At 72.4% G+C, this 20,448-nt stretch carries 21 protein-coding genes; 5 read left to right on the forward strand and 16 right to left on the reverse strand.

All coding sequences use genetic code 11. The features are described from left to right. Positions 1-112: 112 nt before the first annotated feature. Both HNR13_RS16150 and HNR13_RS16155 read left to right on the forward strand, forming a co-directional pair. Complete coding sequence (locus tag HNR13_RS16150; protein WP_179607416.1) at positions 113-739, forward strand: DNA-binding protein; 627 nt, start codon at positions 113-115, stop codon at positions 737-739. Further along, positions 736-1,335 (forward strand): hypothetical protein, encoded by a 600-nt coding sequence (locus tag HNR13_RS16155; protein ID WP_179607422.1) that lies wholly within the window; start codon positions 736-738, stop codon positions 1,333-1,335. The genes HNR13_RS16150 and HNR13_RS16155 overlap by 4 nt, the downstream gene beginning before the upstream one ends. A 90-nt stretch (positions 1,336-1,425) precedes the next feature. Here HNR13_RS16155 and HNR13_RS16160 read toward each other — a convergent pair whose 3' ends face one another. The 15 genes from HNR13_RS16160 to infC all read right to left on the reverse strand — a co-directional run bounded on the left by HNR13_RS16160 (position 1,426) and on the right by infC (position 16,734). Then, a complete protein-coding gene (locus HNR13_RS16160) occupies positions 1,426-2,052 on the reverse strand; it encodes a DNA-3-methyladenine glycosylase (protein ID WP_179607424.1) in 627 nt (208 codons plus the stop codon). 123 nt (positions 2,053-2,175) lie between these two features. Next, entirely contained in the window at positions 2,176-3,630 is a 1,455-nt protein-coding gene (argH, locus tag HNR13_RS16165; RefSeq protein WP_179607426.1) for an argininosuccinate lyase, read from the reverse strand. Then, positions 3,627-4,610, reverse strand: a complete 984-nt coding sequence (gene argF / locus HNR13_RS16170) for an ornithine carbamoyltransferase (protein ID WP_179607428.1) — start codon at positions 4,608-4,610, stop codon at positions 3,627-3,629. Before argF ends, argH begins: the two co-directional genes overlap by 4 nt. 31 nt (positions 4,611-4,641) lie before the next feature. After that, the gene (locus tag HNR13_RS16175; RefSeq protein WP_179607430.1) at positions 4,642-5,871 is read right to left on the reverse strand and encodes an acetylornithine transaminase; all 1,230 of its coding nucleotides are present in this window, start codon (positions 5,869-5,871) and stop codon (positions 4,642-4,644) included. Further along, entirely contained in the window at positions 5,868-6,818 is a 951-nt protein-coding gene (gene argB, locus HNR13_RS16180) for an acetylglutamate kinase (protein ID WP_179607432.1), read from the reverse strand. Before argB ends, HNR13_RS16175 begins: the two co-directional genes overlap by 4 nt. Before the next feature lies 1 nt (position 6,819). Beyond that, positions 6,820-7,974 carry a bifunctional glutamate N-acetyltransferase/amino-acid acetyltransferase ArgJ gene (argJ, locus tag HNR13_RS16185; RefSeq protein ID WP_179607434.1) on the reverse strand — a complete coding sequence of 385 codons (1,155 nt, stop codon included), beginning with the start codon at positions 7,972-7,974 and terminating at the stop codon, positions 6,820-6,822. Next, positions 7,971-9,020: an N-acetyl-gamma-glutamyl-phosphate reductase gene (gene argC, locus HNR13_RS16190; RefSeq protein WP_179607436.1), complete on the reverse strand. Its 1,050-nt coding sequence runs from the start codon at positions 9,018-9,020 to the stop codon at positions 7,971-7,973. Before argC ends, argJ begins: the two co-directional genes overlap by 4 nt. 339 nt (positions 9,021-9,359) lie before the next feature. Beyond that, the gene (gene pheT, locus HNR13_RS16195) at positions 9,360-11,903 is read right to left on the reverse strand and encodes a phenylalanine--tRNA ligase subunit beta (RefSeq protein ID WP_179607438.1); all 2,544 of its coding nucleotides are present in this window, start codon (positions 11,901-11,903) and stop codon (positions 9,360-9,362) included. Next, positions 11,903-12,943 (reverse strand): phenylalanine--tRNA ligase subunit alpha, encoded by a 1,041-nt coding sequence (pheS, locus tag HNR13_RS16200; protein ID WP_179607440.1) that lies wholly within the window; start codon positions 12,941-12,943, stop codon positions 11,903-11,905. The genes pheT and pheS overlap by 1 nt, the downstream gene beginning before the upstream one ends. Positions 12,944-13,016: 73 nt before the next feature. After that, entirely contained in the window at positions 13,017-14,057 is a 1,041-nt protein-coding gene (locus HNR13_RS22065; RefSeq protein ID WP_179607442.1) for an SRPBCC domain-containing protein, read from the reverse strand. Continuing rightward, positions 14,054-14,446, reverse strand: a complete 393-nt coding sequence (locus tag HNR13_RS16210) for an ArsR/SmtB family transcription factor (protein WP_179607444.1) — start codon at positions 14,444-14,446, stop codon at positions 14,054-14,056. The genes HNR13_RS22065 and HNR13_RS16210 overlap by 4 nt, the downstream gene beginning before the upstream one ends. A 46-nt stretch (positions 14,447-14,492) precedes the next feature. Then, entirely contained in the window at positions 14,493-15,296 is an 804-nt protein-coding gene (locus HNR13_RS16215) for a TrmH family RNA methyltransferase (protein WP_179607446.1), read from the reverse strand. Positions 15,297-15,463: 167 nt separating this feature from the next. Further along, positions 15,464-15,850: a 50S ribosomal protein L20 gene (gene rplT, locus HNR13_RS16220; RefSeq protein WP_179607448.1), complete on the reverse strand. Its 387-nt coding sequence runs from the start codon at positions 15,848-15,850 to the stop codon at positions 15,464-15,466. Between the two features lie 33 nt (positions 15,851-15,883). After that, a complete protein-coding gene (gene rpmI, locus HNR13_RS16225; RefSeq protein WP_179607450.1) occupies positions 15,884-16,078 on the reverse strand; it encodes a 50S ribosomal protein L35 in 195 nt (64 codons plus the stop codon). Further along, entirely contained in the window at positions 16,078-16,734 is a 657-nt protein-coding gene (gene infC / locus HNR13_RS16230) for a translation initiation factor IF-3 (protein ID WP_179609559.1), read from the reverse strand. Before infC ends, rpmI begins: the two co-directional genes overlap by 1 nt. 285 nt (positions 16,735-17,019) lie before the next feature. Between infC and HNR13_RS16235 the strand changes: the two genes are divergently transcribed. Next, positions 17,020-17,394, forward strand: a complete 375-nt coding sequence (locus HNR13_RS16235; RefSeq protein WP_179607452.1) for a DUF1844 domain-containing protein — start codon at positions 17,020-17,022, stop codon at positions 17,392-17,394. After that, positions 17,394-17,726 carry an MmcQ/YjbR family DNA-binding protein gene (locus HNR13_RS16240; protein WP_179607454.1) on the forward strand — a complete coding sequence of 111 codons (333 nt, stop codon included), beginning with the start codon at positions 17,394-17,396 and terminating at the stop codon, positions 17,724-17,726. The genes HNR13_RS16235 and HNR13_RS16240 overlap by 1 nt, the downstream gene beginning before the upstream one ends. A gap of 149 nt (positions 17,727-17,875) precedes the next feature. Here the strand turns inward: HNR13_RS16240 and HNR13_RS16245 are convergent, their stop codons facing one another. Next, positions 17,876-18,577 (reverse strand): YoaK family protein, encoded by a 702-nt coding sequence (locus tag HNR13_RS16245; protein ID WP_343063585.1) that lies wholly within the window; start codon positions 18,575-18,577, stop codon positions 17,876-17,878. Positions 18,578-18,633: 56 nt separating this feature from the next. On the opposite strand from HNR13_RS16245, the gene HNR13_RS16250 reads away from it, so the two are divergent. Continuing rightward, complete coding sequence (locus tag HNR13_RS16250; protein WP_179607456.1) at positions 18,634-20,448, forward strand: gamma-glutamyltransferase family protein; 1,815 nt, start codon at positions 18,634-18,636, stop codon at positions 20,446-20,448.

A 20,448-nucleotide genomic window follows, 5' to 3' on the forward strand; every position in this document is an offset into this window, starting at 1 on the left:
CACCGGGCACCCATCCGATGGATCAGGCCAGCTGGCCTGATGATGGTTGTATCAGGACTAGAGTCCTGATAGCCTGCGGATCAGGTGTTCAACCCTGATGAGGAGGGTTCCCATGTTCGTCGTCACTGCGGACCAGGTCGACAGCCGCAGCCGGCCCGACATCGTCGCGCCCGTGCTCGCCGAGCTCACCGAGAGGTACGGCGACCGGCTCGCCCTCCCCGCCGACCGGAACGCCGGCGACGAGCTCCAGGCGCTCACCGGAGACGCGGCGACCGCCCTCGACCTCATCACCCTGCTCTCGCGCGGCGGCGTCTGGAGCGTCGGCCTCGGCATCGGCGGCGTGCGGTCGCCCCTTCCCGACGCCACCCGGGAGGCCAGCGGGGACGCGTTCGTGGCGGCGCGCGCCGCCGTCACCCGCGCCAAGCGCACGCCGACGCGGTTCGCAGCCGAGGCGGTCGCCGCCCCGGAGCCGGCGGCCGACGTCGAGTCCCTGATCGGCCTGCTCCTCACCCTGCGCGCCCAGCGCACCGAGGCGGGCTGGGAGCTCTACGACCTCGTCGCATCCGGCCTGACCCAGGCGGAGGCCGCCGCCCGGCTGGGCATCACCCCGCAGTCCGCCAGCGACCGCGCCCGCGCCGCCGGCCTGCGCGCCGACCTCGCCGCGCAGCCGGCCCTGGTTAGGCTGTTGCAGACCGCCGACGCAGCCCAGCAGTCGGCCGAGCGACCGGAGGATGGATGACGTCACTGCCCGTCCCGCAGTTCCTGACGGCCGTGCTGCCGTTCGTGCTGTGGGCCCTCGCGCTGGTCCTCGCCATCGCCTCCGTGTGCTGCATGATCGCCACCCTGCGCTCGCCCCGCCGGCCCCTGGTCTACACCGCCGCCGGTCTCCTCGGGCTGGCATTCCTCCTGGTCGCCCTCCCCCAGCAGGGCGCGCCGCTGGTGTTCCGTGTGCTCATCGGCGTCGTCGCGCTCGTGCTGAGCGTGGTCGGCGGCGGACCCGCGGCCCAGCTCGCGCTCGCCCTCGCCACCCGGAGCACGTCGGTGCCGGGGGTCCACGGCGGCATCGTCGTGCACGACAAAGTCAGTGGACTGGAGGAGACCCGCGAGGTGCTGCGCGGCGGCACCACCATCGGCTACCTCGAACGCTTCGCGACCACCGGCTCGATCATGGCGGGCTTCCCGGAGGCGCTGGGCGTGATCATCGCGATCAAGGGCGTCGGCCGGTTCACAGAGCTGGAGGCGCCGGAGGCGCGCGAGCGCTTCATCATCGGCACGCTCGTGAGCCTGATCTGGGCGTGCGTCTGCGCCGGCCTGTTCCGCTTCGCGATCGCCTGACCGCAGTCAACGCTTCCTCACTTCCTCCCGCTCCCGCCCGGCGTGTCGCGGGAGGAAGTGAGGAAGCGATGGCTGCTCAGCGGGACTCGCTCAGTGGGACTTCGGGTGCCGCTTGTACGGGCTGACGGTGGGGTCGCCGGGGATCCAGAACCGCCAGGGGAAGGTCAGGCTGCCGCCGGCGCCGGAGACGCCGGTGCGCGGGCCGGTCTCGTAGGGCGGCTGCACGGCCGGAAGGTGCAAGTCGAACGGCGGAGCGAACAGGTCGGAGCCGTTCTCCGAGAGCAGGATGCCCGTCGCGACCACCAGCCGGGCCGGCCCGCGCGCCAGGTCCCGCTCCGGGATCGCGCGTCCTGACGGGCCGGACCGCCGCCGCGTCGCCAGGTCCACGCCCTCCACGACCTCGCCGGCCCGCAGCAGCAGGGCCGACGACACGCCCTCCGGCGAGCAGACCACGTTCGCGCACACGTGCATCCCGTAGGTGAAGTACGTGTACAGGTGGCCGGGGCCGCCGTACATCACGGCGTTGCGCTTGGTGCGGCCGCGGAAGGAGTGCGAGCCGGGGTCGACGCCGTCGCCGATGTAGGCCTCCACCTCGGTGATGCGCACGGCGACCGCGCCCTCCGCCGTCTCGTGCCGGAGCACCGCGCCGAGCAGCTTCGGCGCGACCTCCAGCGCCGACGTCAGGAACACGTCGCGCCCGGGCCGGTAGAGGGTCACGTCGCCCGCCGGCTCAGAAGATCCGGCCGCCGGCGACGACGGTCACGATGAGGCCGACCACGATCACCGCGGCCGCCACCACGACGATCAGCGGGATCAGCCAGCCCGGGCGCCTGCCCGCCATCAGCCCAGGTCCCGTCGCGTCGCGATCAGGGTGCGGGTCAGCGCGCGGACGCGCTCGGTCAGCGCGGCGAGCTGCTCGGCCACGCGGTCCGGAGCGGTCCCGCCGGCGCCCGTGCGGCTCGCGACCGAGCCCTCGACGGTCAGCACCGAGCGCACCTCCGGCGTGAGCAGCGGCGAGACGGCGGCGAGCTGCTCGTCCGTGAGGTCGCTCAGCTCCACGCCGAGGTCTTCGGCGGACTTCACCAGGCTGCCGGTGATCTCGTGGGCGTTGCGGAAGGGCACGTGCTGCTTGACCAGCCACTCCGCGACGTCCGTCGCGAGCGAGAAGCCCTGCGGCGCGAGCTCCGCCATCCGGTCGGTGTGGAAGCGGAGCGTCGCGACCATCCCGGCGAACGCGGGCAGGACCACCTCCAGCGTCTGCACCGAGTCGAACACCGGCTCCTTGTCCTCCTGGAGGTCGCGGTTGTACGCGAGCGGGAGGCCCTTCAGCGTCGTCAGCAGCCCGGTCAGGTTGCCGATCAGCCGCCCGGCCTTGCCGCGCGCAAGCTCGGCGATGTCGGGGTTCTTCTTCTGCGGCATGATCGACGAGCCCGTCGAGTAGGCGTCGTCGAGGGTCACGAAGCCGAACTCGCGCGTGTTCCAGAGGATGATCTCCTCCGCGAAGCGCGACACGTCGACGCCGATCTGCGCCGCGACGAAGGCGAACTCGGCCACGACGTCGCGCGCCGCGGTGCCGTCGATCGAGTTCTCCGAGCTGTCGGCGAAGCCGAGCTCCCTGGCGACCAGCAGGGGGTCCAGGCCCAGGGTCGAGCCGGCGAGCGCGCCGGAGCCGTACGGCGAGACGTTGGCGCGGCGGTCCCAGTCGGCCAGGCGCTCCAGGTCGCGCAGCAGCGGCCAGCAGTGCGCGAGCAGGTGGTGGGCCAGCAGCACGGGCTGCGCGTGCTGGAGGTGGGTGCGGCCGGGCATGATCGCGGTCGGATGCGCGTCCGCCTGCGCGGCGATGGCGTCGATGAGCGCGATCAGGCGCTCCGCGATGATGCCGGCGTGGTCGCGCAGGTAGAGGCGGACGAGCGTCGCGATCTGGTCGTTGCGGCTCCGTCCGGCGCGCAGCTTGCCGCCGAGCTCGGCGCCCGCCCGCTCGATCAGGCCGCGCTCCAGGGCGCCGTGGACGTCCTCGTCGCTCTCGGCGGCGACGAACGAGCCGGAGACCACGTCGGCCTCCAGAACGTCGAGGGCGCCGATCATCCCGGCGAGCTCCACGTCGGAGAGGTAGCCGGCGGCCGCGAGCGCGCGGGCGTGCGCGCGGGAGCCGGCGATGTCGTAGGAGGCGAGCGCCCAGTCGAAGTGGGTGGACTTGCTCAGCGCGGCCAGCTCGGGTGAGGGTCCGCCCGCGAAGCGTGCGCCCCAGAGCTTGCCCTCGTCGGTCTTGCCGACGCCGTCGTTCGCGTCGGTCATGCCGCCGCCTCCTCGTTCGTGGTGGGCTCGTTCGTGGTGGGCTCGTTGGTGATCGGCTCGTTCTTGGCGAGCAGCCAGGCCAGCAGCGCCTTCTGGGCGTGCAGGCGGTTCTCGGCCTCGTCCCAGATCACCGACTGCGGGCCGTCGATCACGTCGGCCGTCACCTCCAGGCCGCGGTAGGCGGGCAGGCAGTGCAGGAAGACGGCGTCGTCGGCCGCGAGCCCCATCAGCGCGGCGTCCACCGTGTAGTCGCCGAAGACGGCGACGCGCTCGGCCTTCTCGTCCTCCTTGCCCATCGACACCCAGGTGTCGGTGATGACGACGTCGGCGCCGGCGGCGGCCTCCCGCGCGTCGGTGAACACCGCGACCGAGCCGCCGGTGCGCTCGGCGATGGCGGCCGCGTCGGCGACGACGGCCGCGTCCGGCGCGTAGGCCGCCGGCGCCGCAATGCGGACGTGCATCCCCGCGGTCGCGCCGCCGAGCAGGTAGGAGTGCGACATGTTGCTGGCGCCGTCGCCGAAGAACGCGAGCGTGAGCCCCGCGGTGCGGCCCTTGTGCTCGCGGATGGTCTGCAGGTCGGCGAGGATCTGGCACGGGTGGAACTCGTCGGAGAGCGCGTTGATCACCGGGACGGTCGTGCCCTCTGCCATCTCCTCCAGCCCGGTCTGCGCGAACGTGCGCCAGACGATCGCGGCGACCATGCGCTCCAGCACGCGACCGGTGTCGGCCAGCGACTCCTTGCCGCCGAGCTGGCTCTCGCCGCTCTGGATGATCAGCGGGCTGCCGCCGAGGTCCGCGATCCCGACCGCGAACGAGACGCGGGTGCGGGTGGAGGTCTTGTCGAAGATCACGGCGACGGTCTGCGGGCCGGCGAGCGGCTTCGCGGAGAAGCGGTCGGCCTTCAGGCGGGCCGCCAGGTCGAGCACCTCGGCCTGCTCGGCCGGGCTGAGGTCGTCGTCGCGGAGGAAGTGACGGGTCATCGGGAGTCCTTGGTCTGCGTCGGTCGGAAGGTCAGGAGGCGTGCACGTCGGCGAGCGCGCGGCCGAAACGCTCGCGGAACTCCGCGAGCTCGGCGTCGCCGACGATCAGCGGAGGGGCGAGCCGGATGCTGGACTCGTTCGGCGCGTTGATGATGAGGCCGTTGGCGAGCGCCGCGTCCGAGAGCCGGTGCGCCTCGCCGTCGGTGAGGCCGACGCCGATCAGCAGGCCCGCGCCGCGGATGTCTCCGATCAGCGGCGAGTCGAACGAGCGCAGGATGGCGCGCAGCTCCTCGCCGCGCCGGGCGGCGTTGCCGACCAGGTCGGCCCGCTCGATCTCGCCGATCACCGCGTTGCCCGCGGCCGTCGCGAGCGGGTTGCCGCCGAACGTCGAGCCGTGCTGGCCCTGGCTGAACAGCTCCGAGGCGCGCCCGAAAGTGATGAGGGCGCCGATCGGCACTCCCCCGGCGATGCCCTTCGCGACCGTGATCGCGTCCGGAAGGATGTCCGCGTGCTGGTAGGCGAACCAGCGACCGGTCCGGCCGATGCCGGTCTGGATCTCGTCGATGATCAGCAGCGCGCCGTGCTGCTCGGTGAGCTCGCGGGCGCGCTGGAGGAAGCCCTCCGGGAGGTCGAGCACGCCGGCCTCCCCCTTGATCGGCTCGACGAACAGCGCGGCGACACGGTCGTCGATCGCGGCCTCCAGCGCCTGGATGGTGGAGTCGATGTGCTCGACGCCGCCGGGCAGCGGCTCGAACGCCTCGCGCATCGGCGGCTTGCCGGTCAGCGCGAGCGAGCCCATCGTGCGGCCGTGGAAGGCGTTGTGCAGGGCGAGCACGCGGGTGCGGCGGCCGTGCGGGCCCTTGTTGAGCCTGGCCAGCTTGAACGCGGCCTCGTTGGCCTCCGCGCCCGAGTTGCCGAACAGGATGCGGCCCTGCTCGCCCGCTCCGGTGATCGCGCGCAGGCGCTCGGCGAGCTCCAGCTGAGGCGCCGTGGAGAAGTAGTTGGACACGTGCGCGAGTGTCGCCACCTGGCTGCTCACGGCCTCCACCAGCACCGGATGCGCGTGGCCCAGCGAGTTGACCGCGATCCCGGCGAGGAAGTCCAGGTACTCGTTGCCGTCGACGTCCCAGACCCGGCAGCCCTCACCGCGGGCGAGCATGAGCTTGGGCGTCGCCAGCGTGCGCATCATGGCATCGCCGAAGCGCGGCTTCCAGCGGCCCTGGGTGTTAGCCTCCGTGCCGGGCACGATCCGTGCGCTCATGCGGGCACCACCTCCGTTCCGATTCCGGACTGCGTGAAGACCTCGAGCAGGATCGAGTGCGCCACGCGTCCGTCGATGATCGCGGCCTTGGGGACGCCGCCGTCGACGGCGTCCAGGCAGGCCGCCATCTTGGGGATCATGCCCGACTCGAGCGACGGCAGCAGCTCGCGCAGCTCGGGCGCCGTGATCTTGGACAGCAGCGAGTCCCGGTTCGGCCAGTCGCTGTAGAGCCCGGCGACGTCGGTCAGGATGACCAGCTTGGCCGCGCCGAGCGCGACCGCCAGGGCGGCCGCGGCGGCGTCCGCGTTGACGTTGAGCGCCTGGCCCGGGTCGTCGATGTCCGGTGCGATCGAGGAGACCACCGGGATGCGGCCGGCGTCGAGCTGGGCGAGCACGCCCTCCGGGTTCACGCCGATGACGTCGCCGACCAGGCCGAGGTCGACCTCGGCGCCGTCGACCACGGCGCCGCGCTTGCGGCCCTGGAACAGCCCGGCGTCCTCCCCGGACAGGCCGGCGGCGAGCGGGCCGTGCTTGTTGATGTTGCTCACGATGTCGCGGTTGATCTGCCCGGTCAGCACCATGCGGACCACGTCCATCGCCTCGGGTGTGGTCACCCGGAAGCCGCCGCGGAACTCGCTCTCGATGCCGAGCCGGTCGAGCATCGCGGAGATCTGCGGGCCGCCGCCGTGCACGACGACCGGACGGAGGCCGGCGTAGCGCAGGTAGACGATGTCCTCGGCGAAGGTGCGCTGGAGGTCCTCGCTCACCATGGCGTTGCCGCCGAACTTCACGACGATGATGCGGTCGTGGAAGGTCTTCAGCCAGGGCAGCGACTCGATCAGGGTCGCGGCCTTGTCCGCGGCGGCGGCGCGCTCGGCGGCCTCCCCGGTGTCGGTGTCGTCGGTGTCGGTGCCGTCGGTGGCGGTGTCGTCGGTCACTGTGGTCATGTCAGCTGGAGTAGGCACTGTTCTCGTGGACGTAGTCGTGGGTCAGGTCGTTGGTGAGGATGGCCGCCGTCTCGTCGCCCGCGTGCAGGTCGATGAGCACGTGGACGGCGCGCGGCGTCAGGTCGACGAGGTCGCGCGGCTGATCCGGCTCCCCCGCCGTGCACACCTGCACGCCATTGATCGCGACGTCGATCCCGTACGGGTCGAACTCCGCGTCGGTGGTGCCGACCGCGGCGAGCACGCGGCCCCAGTTGGGGTCGTTGCCGAAGATGGCCGCCTTGAACAGGTTGGACCGGGACACGGCGCGGCCGACGGTCACGGCGTCGTCCTCGGTGCGGGCGTTGACCACCTCGATCGTGACGTCGTGGGAGGCGCCCTCGGCGTCCTCCTGGAGCTGCTTGGCCAGGCTGCGGCAGACCTCGGTGAGCGCGAGCGTGAACTCGGCGAGGTCCGGCGTGACGCCGCTGGCACCGGAGCCGAGCAGCGCGACGGTGTCGTTGGTGGACATGCAGCCGTCCGAGTCGAGCCGGTCGAAGGTGACCCGGGTGGCGGCGCGGAGGGCGGTGTCGAGCTGCGTCGAGTCGAGCACCGCGTCGGTGGTGATGACGACGAGCATGGTCGCGAGGCCCGGCGCGAGCATCCCCGCGCCCTTGGCCATGCCGCCGACCGCCCAGCCGGCCGGCGAGACCTGCTCGGCCTGCTTGGGCTTGGTGTCGGTGGTCATGATCGCCTCGGCGGCGCCGAGCCCGGAGTCGCCGGCGAGCGCGGTGGCCGCCTGGGCGACGCCCGCGGTCAGCTTGTCGACGTCGAGCTGGTCGCCGATCAGGCCGGTGGAGCAGACCAGCACGTCGCCGGCCGAGACGCCGAGCGCCTCGCCGACGGCCTCCGCCGTCGCATGCGTGGTCTGGAACCCCTGCGCGCCGGTGTAGCAATTGGCGCCGCCGGAGTTGAGGACGATGGCGGACACGACGCCGTCCGCGATGACCTGCTCGCTCCAGAGGACCGGGTTCGCCTTGCAGCGGTTCGTCGTGAAGACCGCCGCCGCCGCGGTGAGCGGCCCGCGGTTCTGGACGAGCGCGAGGTCGCGCTTGCCGCTGGACTTGAGGCCGGCGACGACGCCGGCGGCCGAGAATCCCTTGGCGGTGGTGACGCTCATGGCGCGACTCCGTTCACACTGAGGCCGGCGGTCTCGGCGAGCCCGAGGGCGAGGTTCGCGGACTGGATCGCCGCACCGGCCGTTCCCTTGTACAGATTGTCGATCGCGAGCACGGTGACGACCCGGCCCGCCGCCTGGTCGAGGGCGACCCCGACCAGCACGCTGTTCGAGCCCAGCACGTCCGCGGTGCGCGGCACGCTGCCGGCGGGCAGCACGTGCACGAACGGCTCGTCGGCGTAGGCGGCCTCCCAGACCTCCTGCACCTGTGCTGCGGTCACCCCCGGCTTCACCCGGGCCGTGGAGGTCGCCAGGATGCCGCGCGACATCGGCACGAGCACCGGGGTGAACGAGAGGGTCGGTTCCGTCGCGCCGGCCTTACGGAGATTCTGCTGGATCTCCGGGATGTGCCGGTGGGTGCCGCCGACCGCGTACGGGTTGGCGGACCCGAGGATCTCGCTGGCGAGGTACATCGTCTTGAGCGACTTGCCCGCCCCGGACGGCCCGACGGCGAGGACGCTGACGATGTCCTCCTCCTCGATCACGCCGGCGTGGATCCCGGGCGCGAGAGAGAGCGAGACGGCGCTGGCGTTGCAGCCGGGCGCGGCGATCCGCTTCGCCCCGGCGAGGTTCGCGCGCTGCTTGGCGCCGTCCGGCCCGACGATGAGCTCGGGGACGCCGTACGCCCACGAGCCGTAGTACTCGCCGCCGTAGAAGGCCGCCCAGTCGGCGGGATCCTCCAGCCGGTGATCGGCGCCCGCGTCCACCACGAGGGTGTCGGCGGCGAGCTGCGCGGCGACCTCCCCCGACCGGCCGTGCGGCAGCGCCAGGAAGACCACGTCGTGACCGGCGAGGGTCTCCGGCGTGCTCTCGGAGAGGGTGAGGTGGGCGAGCGAGCGCAGGTGCGGCTGGTGCGCGGCGAGCGGGTGACCGGCGTTGTTGTGCGCGGTCACGGTGCGGATCTCGAAGTCGGGGTGGTCGGCGAGAATGCGCAGCAGCTCGCCACCCGCGTACCCGGAGGCACCGGCGACGGCAACCGAGAGAGTCATGCTTGTTCCTTGATGAGGTGGACGACAGGGGGCCGAGGATCCGGCGACGCCCATGTCCGACCCCACGGGTCGCCCGAGCGCCGCCTAGCTTCGGCGGTCGCGCAGGCGTCGGCGCATCGAGGGGGCACCGACGGTAAGCATGTAGACCACCCTAGCGCCCTGGCCGGGTCGGTCGCCAAATCGCCGTCGTCACACAACGCCCGCCACCACGCGATTCGTGCCGAATGTCGCGTTCGGCGCAGCCGAGTCCACATACGTGACGAATGTGCCCACCGCGATTCGTGCCGAATGTCGACTCTGGCGGCGCCAGAGTCGACATTCGGCACGAATCGGCGGCTTCTACTCGCGGATGTGCGCCCCGAACAGCTCCTCCGCCCGCGCCGCGCCCGCGAGCTTCGCCTCGCTGGCCTCGGCCGCGGTGAGGGTGCGGTCGTCCGCACGGAACCGCAGCGCGAAAGTGAGGCTCTTGTGGCCGGACGGGAGGCCCGCGCCGCGGTAGTCGTCGACCAGACGGATGTCCTCCAGGAGCTCGCCCGCGCCGTCCCGCACTGCGGCGAGCACGTCGCCCGCGGGGACCTCGTCGCGCACGACCAGGGACAGGTCCTGCGTCGCCGCCGGGAAGCCGGCGATCACACCCGCGACGATGTCGGCGGGCGCCACGTCGATGAGCGCGTCCAGGTCGAGCTCGTAGACGGCCACGACGCGCGGGAGGTCGAGGTCCTCCGCGATCGCGGGCAGCAGCTCCCCGGCGTAACCGACGACGACGCGCGAGCCGTCTGCGGCGTGCGCGACCAGCTGCGCCGTGCGTCCGGGGTGGAAGGCGTGGTGGCGGCTCTGCACCGGTTCGATCCGCACGCCCACGGCCGTCGCGGTCTGTTGGACGGCGGTCAGCGCGTCGGCGAGGCCGGCCGCGAGGGGCGCCTGGCCCGGCTGCTTCTCCACGACGTTGCCGACGATCAGGCCGGCGAGGTGGCGGGGCTGCGCGGGGATGCCCGCGTTCAGGGCGGCGAGGACGTCGTCGCCCGGGAGGGCGGCGCCCAGCGGCAGCTCCTCGCTGCCGAGGGCGGCGCCGCTCGGCAGGAAGACGGTGCCGAGTTCGTAGAGGCGCAGGTCGACGAGACCGCGGGCCAGGTTGCGCTTGGCCACGTCGATCAGGCCGGGGAGCAGCGAGGTCCGCAGGTACGGGGCGGTCGCGTCGAGCGCGTTCGCCAGGCGGACCGCGGGCACGCCGCCGGCCTCGGGCGAGCCGAACAGGTCGTTCTGCGCCTCCGAGACGAACGGGAAGGCGAGCACCTCGGTCGCGCCGTTGTCGGCGAGCATCTGCGCGACGGCGCGGCGCAGCTTCTGCGCGCGGGTCAGCCCGCGGCCGGGGGGCGCGACGGGCAGCACCGACGGGATGCGGTCGAATCCGACGATGCGGGCGACCTCTTCGGCCAGGTCGGACTTGTCGCGCAGGTCGGGACGCCAGCTCGGCGGCACGACCAGCAGCGCGTCGCCGTCGCTCGTCACCGTCCCGCCGATCTCCGCGAGCGCGCCGCGGACCTCGTCGTCGGTGAAGTCCACGCCGATCAAGTTCGGGATGTACGCGTTCGGCAGGCGGATGGGCTCGGCCTCCCCCGCGGTGTCGAGCAGCGAGCCGAGCTCGTCGGCGTGGCCGCCGGCGAGCTGCTCCAGGAGCTGCACGACGCGCGCGGCCGCCGCGACGGCGACCCGCGGGTCCACGCCGCGCTCGAACCGCTTGGACGCCTCGCTCGGCAGCTTGTGCCGGCGGGCGGTGCGGGCGATGGACACCGGGTCGAAGTTGGCGGCCTCCACCAGCACGTTGCTGGTGCCCGCGCCGATCTCGGTGGACGCGCCGCCCATCACGCCGGCCAGGCCGATCGCGCCGGACTCGTCGGTGATGAGGAGGTCCTCCGGATCCAGCGCCCGGGTCTGGTCGTCCAGCGTCACCAGGGTCTCGCCCGGGTGCGCGCGGCGCACGACGATGCCGCCGGAGAGCTTGTCGAGGTCGTAGCCGTGGATCGGCTGGCCGAGCTCGAGCATCACGTAGTTGGTGATGTCCACGACGAGCGAGATGGAGCGGATGCCGGCGAGCTTCAGCCGCGCGACCATCCACGGCGGGGTCGGCCGGGAGCCGTCGACGTCGCGGACCACGCGGGTCACGAACACGGTCGCGCCGACGCGGCCGCGGATCGGTGCGCGGTCGTCGATCGTCACGCTGAAGCCGTGCGCGTGCGCACCGGCGGAGTGCACGCGGACCGCCTCGGCCGGGTCGCGGAAGGCCGCGCCGGTCGCGTGCGAGTACTCGCGGGCGATGCCGCGGATCGAGAACGCGTAGCCGCGGTCGGGGGTGACGTTGACCTCCACAGCGGTGTCGTCCAGGCCGAGCAGCGAGATGGCGTCGGTGCCGACCTCCGGGTCGAGCCCGAGCGTCGACAGCCGCAGGATGCCCTCGTGGTCGTCGCCGAGGCCGAGCTCGCGCGCGGAGGCGATCATGCCGTCCGAGACGTGGCCGTAGGTCTTGCGCGCGGCGATCGGGAACGGTCCGGGCAGGATCGAGCCGGGCAGCGTCACGACGACCTTGTCACCCAGCAGGAAGTTGCGGGCGCCGCAGACGATGCCGCGCACGTCCTCGCCGCCGTCGGCGGCCTTCTGCCCCTCCGGTGCGACGCGCACGCGGCACCAGCGGATGGTCTTGCCGTTGCTCTGCGGCTCCTCCTCGAACTCCAGCACCTGGCCGACGACCACAGGGCCGGTGATCTCGAAGGTGTGGACGTCCTCCTCCTCGAGCCCGACGGACACGAGGGCGGCGTGGACCTCCTCGGCCGTCGTACCGGGCTCCAGGTCGACGTACTCGCCGAGCCAACTCAGGGGGACGCGCATCAGACCACCATTCCGAACTGCTGGGAGAACCGGACATCGCCCTCGGCCATGTCGCGCATGTCTTTGACGTCGTTGCGGAACATCAGCGCCCGCTCGACGCCCATCCCGAACGCGAACCCGGAGTAGACCTCCGGGTCGATGCCCGCGGAGCGCAGCACGTTCGGGTTCACCATGCCGCAGCCGCCCCACTCGATCCAGCGCGCGCCGCCCTTGAAGGTCGGGTGCCACAGGTCGAGCTCGGCGCTCGGCTCGGTGAACGGGAAGTAGTTGGGTCGCAGCCGCACGCGCGCGCCCTCGCCGAACAGCGTCTTGGCGAAGTGGTCGAGCGTGCCGCGCAGGTGCGCCATCGTCAGACCCTTGTCGACGGCGATGCCCTCGGTCTGGGTGAAGACCGGGAGGTGCGTGGCGTCGAACTCGTCGGTGCGGAACACCCGGCCCGGTGCGATGCGGTAGACCGGCAGCTCGTTGCCGAGGAGGGCGCGGAGCTGCACCGGCGAGGTGTGGGTGCGCATCACGAGGTGCGCGTTCGTGGGCTCCACGAAGAAGGTGTCCTGCATGGCGCGCGCCGGGTGGTCGGCGTCGAAGTTGAGCGCGTCGAAGTTGTACCACTCGCTCTCCAGCTCCGGGCCCTCCGCGACCTCCCAGCCCATGCCGACGAAGATGTCGGCGATGCGCTCCTGCAGGAGGCTGAGCGGGTGCCGGGCGCCGGGCGTCCAGCGGATCGGGACGGCGGTGACGTCCACGGCCTCGGCGGCGAGCCGGGCGGCGTCCTCCTCGGCCGCGATCACGGCCTCCTTGGCGGCGAACGCCTGGTTCACGCGGGCACGGGCACCGCCGACGAGCTTGCCGGCCGCGGCCTTCTGGTCGCCTGGGAGCGCTCGGATGGCGGCGTTCAGCCGGGCGAGCGGCGAGGCCTCGGCGGTGTGGTCGTGGCGGACGGCCTTCAGCGCGTCCGAGGTGCCGGCGGCGTCGATCGCGGCGAGCGCCGCGGAGACGGCCGCCTCGACGGACTCCTCGGTGATTTCTGTGGTTTCAGACACGGTTCCCCAGTTTAGTCGGTGGAAGTGGAGGGCTCTGCGGCCGGGTCGGGCGGCTCGGCGGCCTTGAGGCGCGCTACTCCGCCGAGTACACCAGGTACGCGGCCTCCCACAGCCGGTCGGGCGCCGGGACGGTCAGCCCCGCGAGCAGAAGGGTCAGCTGGTCGATCAGCTGGTGCCAGCCCGCCGCGAAGTCGGGCGCCGAGCGCAGCCGCCCGGCGCCGAAGGTGTCCTCTACTCCGTCTTGGTCGAGCGACAGCAGCGTGCCGTCGCCGGTCTCGGTCAGCCGGATGCTCACCGCGGCGGCGCCCCAGCTGAAGCGGAGGTGCGCGCGGTCTTCGAGCTCCAGCACCTCCAGGACCTGCACGGCGCCCTCGACGTTCTCGTCGCCGAGGCGCATGACGTCGCCGAGCCGCAGCCGGCGCTCGCGTGCGGGATCGTCCGGCCACTCCACGACCGGCCACAGCCAGCGGCCCACGCGGTCGGGGAGGGTGAGGGCGTCCCAGACCTCGTCCACCGAGGCGTCGAGGAGGCGATTCAGCGAGACCGCGGACCGGCCGCGGGTGCGCTCCATCGTCGCGGCGACCAGCGCGGCCTCCTCGCGGCGGTACTCGTCCAGCGCAGCGTCGAACGCCGCGGGATCGGCGGCCTCGCCGAGGTAGCCGTCGTGCTCCTGCGGCGACGCCTCCGCGCCGAGCTCGCGAGCAAGGTGGGTGAGGACGTCCTGCCAGCCGGCGCCGTACACGGAGGCCGTGACCGCCTGCACGCGGCGGTGCGTCAGCGTGAGGAGGACGCGGCCCTCCCCTGCGGGCTCGATGACGGCCTCCAGCTCGGTCGGCGCCTCCACCTGGCCGGCGCCGCTGAAGCGCCAGGTCACCAGGAGGCGGTGTTCGGGCTCGCAGGCCAGAACGCGGCCGTCGACAACGGCGTCGGCGTCGGGTCCGCCCATTTCGAGGCGGAAGCCGTCGGCGGTCGCCTCATAGCGGCCGATCCAGCGGGCCAGCCGGTCGGGCTCAGTGAGTGCGGCCCAGAGATCCGCCGGGGTGGCGGGGTACTCCCGGGAGACCGTGACCGAGCGGCGCGGGCCGTCGAGGGCGAGCTCTCCCCAGAGGGTCACGATGCGGCCTTCCCGGTGTCGTGGGGCTGGGACGAGGTTCCGCGGCCTCGGCGCGCGGCGGCTCCCCGCTGCAGCCGCCGTCCGCGCGCCAGCTCGGTTCCGAGCGCGTCCAGCCGCTGCTCCCACGCTGTCCCCAAGGCATCGAACCAGGCCGCCGCGTCCTCCAGCCCGGTCGGCTCCAGCGCGTAGACGCGGCGCTGGCCGTCTACCCGGGAGGCGACGACGCCGGCCTCGCGCAGCACCCTCAGGTGCCGGGACGCTGCGGGCTGGGTGATCCCGAACTCGTCAGCGGCGAGCATCGCGAGGTCACCGGCCGTGCGCTCACCGCGCGCGAGCAGCTCGACGAAGCGACGCCGCACGGGGTCGCCCACCGCCTCCAGACCGTCCATGCGGTCAATCTATCAAGCCTGCGTTATATAACGCAAGGCTTATCGATCACTCCGAGCGCTGCGCGAACGCCGACTCGTACAGGCACACCGACGCCGCCGTGGCGAGGTTCATCGACTCGGCGCGGCCGTAGATCGGCACCGTCACCACCCGGTCCACCAGCCCGAGAAGGTCGTCGGCGAGCCCGTGGGCCTCGTTGCCGAACACCCACGCGGTCGGCCGGGCGAGCTGGCCCTCCTGACGGGCGGCGAGGAGGTCCTCCCCCTTGATGTCGGCGGCCAGGACCTGCAGGCCCGCGGTGTGCGCGCGGCCGACGACGTCGGCGAGGTCGGCGCCGACGGCGACCGGGACGTGGAACAGCGAGCCCGTCGTGGAGCGCACCACCTTGGGGTTGTACAGGTCGACGGTACGGCCGGTGAGCACCACCGCGTCGGCGCCCGCGGAGTCGGCGGCGCGGATGATCGTGCCGGCGTTGCCGGGGTCGCGCACCTCCTCCAGGATCGCCACGAGCCGGGGCTCGTCGGCGAAGATGTCGCGGACGGAGGTCGGGAACTGCCGGCACACCGCCACGAAACCCTGCGGGGTGACGGTGTCGGCCATCGTGCCGAGCACATGCTCGGTGACGAACTCGACGTCGACGCCGGCCTCCACTGCGGTTTGCGCGATGTCCTGGTAGCGCTCCAGCGCGGTAGGCGTCGCGTACAGCTCGACCACCAGCTCCGGACGATAGGTGAGCGCCTCGGAGACGGCCTGCGGACCCTCGAGCAGGAACAGCCCGGTCTCGGCACGGGCGGGGCGCTTGGCGAGCTTCGCCACGGCGCGGACGCGCGGGGAGCGCGGGTTATCGAGCATGCGCACAGCTTATCGGCGCGGCCTCCCGCATCCGTAGCTCCGCCGCACACCGTGGCGTGCGGAGATTCCGCGCCCCGCGAGCGCGATCTCCGCGAATACCGACGGGGTCCGGGAACGCAGAACGGCCCGGTCGGGATCGACCGGGCCGTTCGTGGTGGTGCTGCTGCTTACGCGGCGGCCTTCGGAGCCGAGGTGTCGGCCGGGAGGGCCTTCTTCGCGGTCTCGACGAGGGCCGCGAAGGTCGCGGGCTCGTTCACGGCCAGCTCGGCGAGGATGCGACGGTCGACCTCGACGCCCGCCAGGCCCAGGCCCTGGATGAAGCGGTTGTAGGTGAGGCCGTTCGCGCGGCTCGCGGCGTTGATCCGCTGGATCCAGAGACGGCGGAAGTCGCCCTTCTTCTGGCGGCGGTCACGGTACGCGTAGACGAGCGAGTGGGTGACCTGCTCCTTCGCCTTGCGGTAGAGGCGCGACCGCTGACCGCGGTAGCCCTCGGCGCGCTCGAGGATGACCCGACGCTTCTTGTGGGCGTTGACGGCCCTCTTCACTCTTGCCATTAGTCGATATTCCTTACGTGCGTGTCGGGGGGATTACTTGCCGAGCATCCGGCGGATGACCTTGGCATCCACCTCGGGAACGACCTGCTCCTGGTTGAGGCGGCGCTTCCGGTCGCTGGACTTGACCTCCAGGTTGTGGCGCATACCGGCCTGCTGCTTCATGACCTTGCCGCTGCCGGTGATCTTGAAGCGCTTCTTGGCGCCGGAGTGGGACTTCTGCTTGGGCATTACTTCTCCTCGTTCGTCGCCTGGGCGGGCGAACTCTCTTCGGACTGAGCAGCGTCGGCTGTCTCAGCAACCGCCTCCTGGTCGCGCCCCTGGGCGCGCGCCTTGGAAGCGGCACGTTGTGCGTTGGCCTCGGCCTTGGCCTCGGACTTGTTCTTGAGCGGGCTGATGATCATCACCATGTTGCGGCCGTCGATGGTCGGGTTCGACTCGACCTGGCCGAACTCGGCGACGTCCTCCGCGAAGCGCTGCAGCAGGCGGACGCCCTGCTCGGGGCGCGACTGCTCGCGGCCGCGGAACAGGATCATGGCCTTCACCTTGTCGCCGGACTTCAGGAAGCCTTCGGCGCGCTTGCGCTTGGTCTCGTAGTCGTGCTTGTCGATCTTGAGGCGGAACCGGACCTCTTTGAGGATGGTGTTCGCCTGGTTGCGCCGGGCCTCCTTGGCCTTCTGCGCAGCCTCGTACTTGAACTTGCCGTAGTCCATGATCTTCGCGACCGGCGGCTTGGAATTGGGCGCGACCTCGACCAGGTCGAGATCGGCCTCCTGCGCGAGTCGGATGGCGACCTCGATCTTGACGACGCCGACCTGCTCTCCGCTGGGGCCGACGAGTCGAACTTCGGGGACGCGGATACGGTCATTCGTACGGGGTTCGCTGATGTCAGTCTCCTCTGATGAGCGATGCTTCGAGTGCTCGGGCCGTCTTTCGACGGTTCGGAGAAAGCGGGGATTCCACGCACCAGCGCAGCCCCGCGACCCGATTTTCCCGAAGGATTCGTCTCGCAGGGCTGGTGCAGCACCCTGGCTACCGCCGTGCTGACGCACGTCGGCGGAGTGCAACGACCCGGTAACCTGTAAAAGCGGTCAAGCGCGGGTGGGAGGAATCTCCACTTTCGTCCCGAGGCAGATGCCCCGGAGCCCGAACGATTCTAACAGAGGAAAGCAGTGAGCGACACATCCCCCATTTCCGACGGTCACAACCACGAGGAGGAGGCGATCGCGGGAGCCACGCGCGACATCGCCGAGGTGCCCGCGGTGGAGGTCATCACGACCACCGCCGTGCACCTGATGAGCGCCGCCGCGGTGAAGACCGGGCTGGCGGACGACCCGGAGCAGCAGACCGACCTGGACGAGGCCCGCAAGCTGATCGACGCCCTCGCCGGCCTGGTGACGGCGAGCGCCGCGCACCTGGGCGACCAGCACGCGCGCAGCCTGCGCGACGGCCTCCGCTCGCTGCAGCTCGCGTTCCGCGAGGCGTCGCCGTTCCCGGACGAGATCGGCAAGGGGCCGGGCGAGAAGTACACGGGTCCCGTCAACTGATGGACGCCGCCGCCGTGCATCGCCTCGCCCTGGGCCTCCCGGAGGCCGAGGAGTACGAGCACGGCGGCCTGCCGGCGTTCCGCGTCCGCGGCAAGCGGTTCGCGACGATGCTGGACCCGGAGACCTCGACGGTCAACCTGATGCTCGGCGAGGCCGGCATCCGGGAGGCCGCGGCGGCGTGGCCGGAGCACTGCTCGGAGCAGTGGTACGCCGGGCGGCTGTCGTCGGCGCACGTCGACTTCTCCGACATCGAGCCGGGGCTGCTGCGGGAGCTGATCACCGACGCGTGGCGCAACCGGGCGCCGGCGCCGCTGCGGCACCTCCTCGACTGAGCGGACATTCGGCACGAATGTCGCGTTTGGCGCCGCCAATGTCGACATTCCGCACGAATCTGCACGCATCGGCTGACCGCACATTCGTGACGTATGTTGCGTTTGGCGCCCCCAAAGGCGACATTCGTCACGAATGCGTTGCGCGTCGACTAGGCGCCGCTCGACGCGCGGGCGCGGTGGCCGGTGTGGCCGAGGGAGGCGACCACGATCGTGATCGCGGCCGACACCAGCACGCCGAGGGACACGTGCACGAGCAGCGCGAGCGCGCCCGCCGCCGCGCCGGCGGTGATGAGCAGCACGGCGAGCGCGCGCCGCACCCAGAGCGAGCCGTTCCCGCCGGCGAGGCGGCTGTCGGCGGCGAGGCCGGTCAGGGTGGAGGTCACCACCACGGTCGTCACATCGGCGACCTTTACCCGGCGGGCAAGTGCCGCCTGCATCCCCATCGCGAAGCCGAGCGCCGAGGTGGCGATGGTGCCCACCAGCTGCGGGTCGAGGTGCAGCGCGAACGCCAGCAGCACGGCGATCGCGGTCAAGAGGCCGGCGATCACCCACAGGGTCGCGGTCACCCGGCCAGACCAGCCGTCGTCGCGGCGGACGAGCCTGCTGCCGACGACGGCGCCCGCGAGGAACGCGGCGAGCGCCAGCAGCGGCCGCAGGATCGGAAGGTTCGTCGTGCCGGTCAGCGCCATCCCGAGCAGCACGACGTTGCCGGTCATGTTGCCGGTGAACACCCGGTCGAGGCCGAGGTAGCCGGTGGCGTCCACGACACCGGTCGAGAACGTGAGGGCGAGCATGAGGGCGAGGTGCAGCCGATCGGCGTCGGCGCGGCCCAGGCGGTGAGTGACGGACACGGAGCACCACCCTATTCGAGGAGGGGCGCCCGCGGACCCGGTGCAGACTGGGGACCATGACGTTCACCCCGCCGCCCGCCGTCACCACCCGCCCCACCCTGACCGGGACGTTCGGGATGTCCGCCTCCACGCACTGGCTGGCGGCGGCGACCGCGCAGGCCGTGCTGGAGCGCGGCGGCAACGCGTTCGACGCCGCGGTCGCCGCCGCCTTCGTGCTGCATGTCGTGGAGCCGCACCTGAACGGCCCGGGCGGCGACCTGGTGGCACTGTTCGCGACGGCGGACGACCCGACGCCCGTCGTGCTCGCCGGGCAGGGTCCCGCGCCGGCCGCCGCGACGCGGGAGCACTACCTCGCCGAGGGGCTCGAGCTCGTCCCCGGCGCGGGCGCGCTGGCGGCGGCCGTTCCCGGCGCGGTCGACGCGTGGCTGCTCCTGCTGAAGGATCACGGCACCTGGGAGCTCGCCGACGTGCTCGCGTTCGCCATCGGGTACGCCGAGGACGGGCATCCCGTGCTGGAGCGCGTCTGCGCCACCATCCGCACCGTCGCCGGCCTGTTCGCCGAGCACTGGCCGTCGTCCGCCGAGCGGTGGATGCCGGGCGGGCGCATCCCCGAGCCCGGCGAGCTGATCCGCAATCCCGCCTACGCCGCCGTGCTGCGCGGGCTGATCGCGGCGGGTGACGAGGCGACCTCCCGCGGCGGCGCGACCACCCGCGAGGAGCGCGTCGAGGCCGCACGCACCGAGTGGGCGACCGGCCTCGTCGCGCGAGAGGCGGCCGCGTTCGCGCGGATCCCGCACCGGCACTCCCCCGGCACCGACCACGCCGGCGTGATCGCGGAGTCCGACTTCGCCGCCTTCCGGGCGACGTACGATCCCGCCACGACGCTGGAGTTCCGCGGCTGGACCATCGCCAAGACCGGCGCCTGGGGCCAGGGGCCGGCGCTGCTGGAGACGCTGGCGATCCTCGACGGCTTCGACGACGACCGCCTCGACCCGTCGACAGAGCTCGGCGCGCACACCATTCTGGAGGCGCAGAAGCTCGCGTACGCCGACCGCGACGCGTACTTCGGCGACGCGCGCGTCCCGGTGGACGAGCTGCTCGCGCCCGGCTACATCGCCGCGCGCCGGTCGCTGATCGGCGAGCGGGCCTCCGCGGAGTTCCGTCCGGGCCGCATCGCGGGCGCCGAGCCGTTCCTCCCGCCGCTGCGCACGGCCTACGAACCCCCGGCGGCGGAGGCCATCGCGGGCACGGGCGAGCCGACCGTCGCCCGCGACGGGACCACCCGGGGCGACACCTGCCACCTCGACGTGGTCGACCGCTGGGGCAACATCGTCTCGGCGACACCGTCGGGCGGCTGGCTGCAGTCGTCTCCGACGATCCCCGCGCTCGGCTTCTGCCTGGGCACCCGCCTGCAGATGACCTGGCTGGAGGAGGGGTCCGCCTCGACCCTGGCGCCGGGGAAGCGCCCGCGCACCACCCTCACCCCGACGCTCGTGCTGCGCGACGGCGTGCCGGTGACCGCGCTCGGCTCGCCGGGCGGCGACCAGCAGGACCAGTGGCAGCTGCTCTACCTACTGCGCACGCTCGTCGGCGGCTACACGCCGCAGCAGGCGATCGACGCTCCGGCGCTGCACACCACGTCGCTGGCGGAGTCGTTCTGGCCGCGCACCTGGGTGCCGGCGGGCGCCGTCGTGGAGTCGCGGCTGGGCGAGGAGGTCATCGCCGGGCTGGAGGCGCGCGGGCACGTCGTCACCCGGGCGGGTGGCTGGACGCTCGGCCGGCTGTCGTCGGTCGGACGCGACCCGGAGACCGGCGTGCTGTCGGCGGCCGCGAACCCGCGCGGGATGCAGGGGTACGCGGCGGGACGCTGA

Origin of the sequence: Leifsonia shinshuensis, from assembly GCF_013410375.1 — a bacterium.
GTDB lineage: Bacteria > Actinomycetota > Actinomycetes > Actinomycetales > Microbacteriaceae > Leifsonia > Leifsonia shinshuensis.

Bases quoted from the DNA above. Each gene is read 5' to 3' on its own strand.
- HNR13_RS16150 (WP_179607416.1), top strand. From the start codon at position 113: ATGTTCGTCGTCACTGCGGACCAGGTCGACAGCCGCAGCCGGCCCGAC.
- HNR13_RS16155 (WP_179607422.1), top strand. From the start codon at position 736: ATGACGTCACTGCCCGTCCCGCAGTTCCTGACGGCCGTGCTGCCGTTC.
- argH (WP_179607426.1), bottom strand. From the start codon at position 3,630: ATGACCGACGCGAACGACGGCGTCGGCAAGACCGACGAGGGCAAGCTC.
- argF (WP_179607428.1), bottom strand. From the start codon at position 4,610: ATGACCCGTCACTTCCTCCGCGACGACGACCTCAGCCCGGCCGAGCAG.
- HNR13_RS16175 (WP_179607430.1), bottom strand. From the start codon at position 5,871: ATGAGCGCACGGATCGTGCCCGGCACGGAGGCTAACACCCAGGGCCGC.
- argB (WP_179607432.1), bottom strand. From the start codon at position 6,818: ATGACCACAGTGACCGACGACACCGCCACCGACGGCACCGACACCGAC.
- argJ (WP_179607434.1), bottom strand. From the start codon at position 7,974: ATGAGCGTCACCACCGCCAAGGGATTCTCGGCCGCCGGCGTCGTCGCC.
- argC (WP_179607436.1), bottom strand. From the start codon at position 9,020: ATGACTCTCTCGGTTGCCGTCGCCGGTGCCTCCGGGTACGCGGGTGGC.
- pheT (WP_179607438.1), bottom strand. From the start codon at position 11,903: ATGCGCGTCCCCCTGAGTTGGCTCGGCGAGTACGTCGACCTGGAGCCC.
- HNR13_RS16210 (WP_179607444.1), bottom strand. From the start codon at position 14,446: ATGGACGGTCTGGAGGCGGTGGGCGACCCCGTGCGGCGTCGCTTCGTC.
- HNR13_RS16215 (WP_179607446.1), bottom strand. From the start codon at position 15,296: ATGCTCGATAACCCGCGCTCCCCGCGCGTCCGCGCCGTGGCGAAGCTC.
- rplT (WP_179607448.1), bottom strand. From the start codon at position 15,850: ATGGCAAGAGTGAAGAGGGCCGTCAACGCCCACAAGAAGCGTCGGGTC.
- rpmI (WP_179607450.1), bottom strand. From the start codon at position 16,078: ATGCCCAAGCAGAAGTCCCACTCCGGCGCCAAGAAGCGCTTCAAGATC.
- HNR13_RS16240 (WP_179607454.1), top strand. From the start codon at position 17,394: ATGGACGCCGCCGCCGTGCATCGCCTCGCCCTGGGCCTCCCGGAGGCC.
- HNR13_RS16250 (WP_179607456.1), top strand. From the start codon at position 18,634: ATGACGTTCACCCCGCCGCCCGCCGTCACCACCCGCCCCACCCTGACC.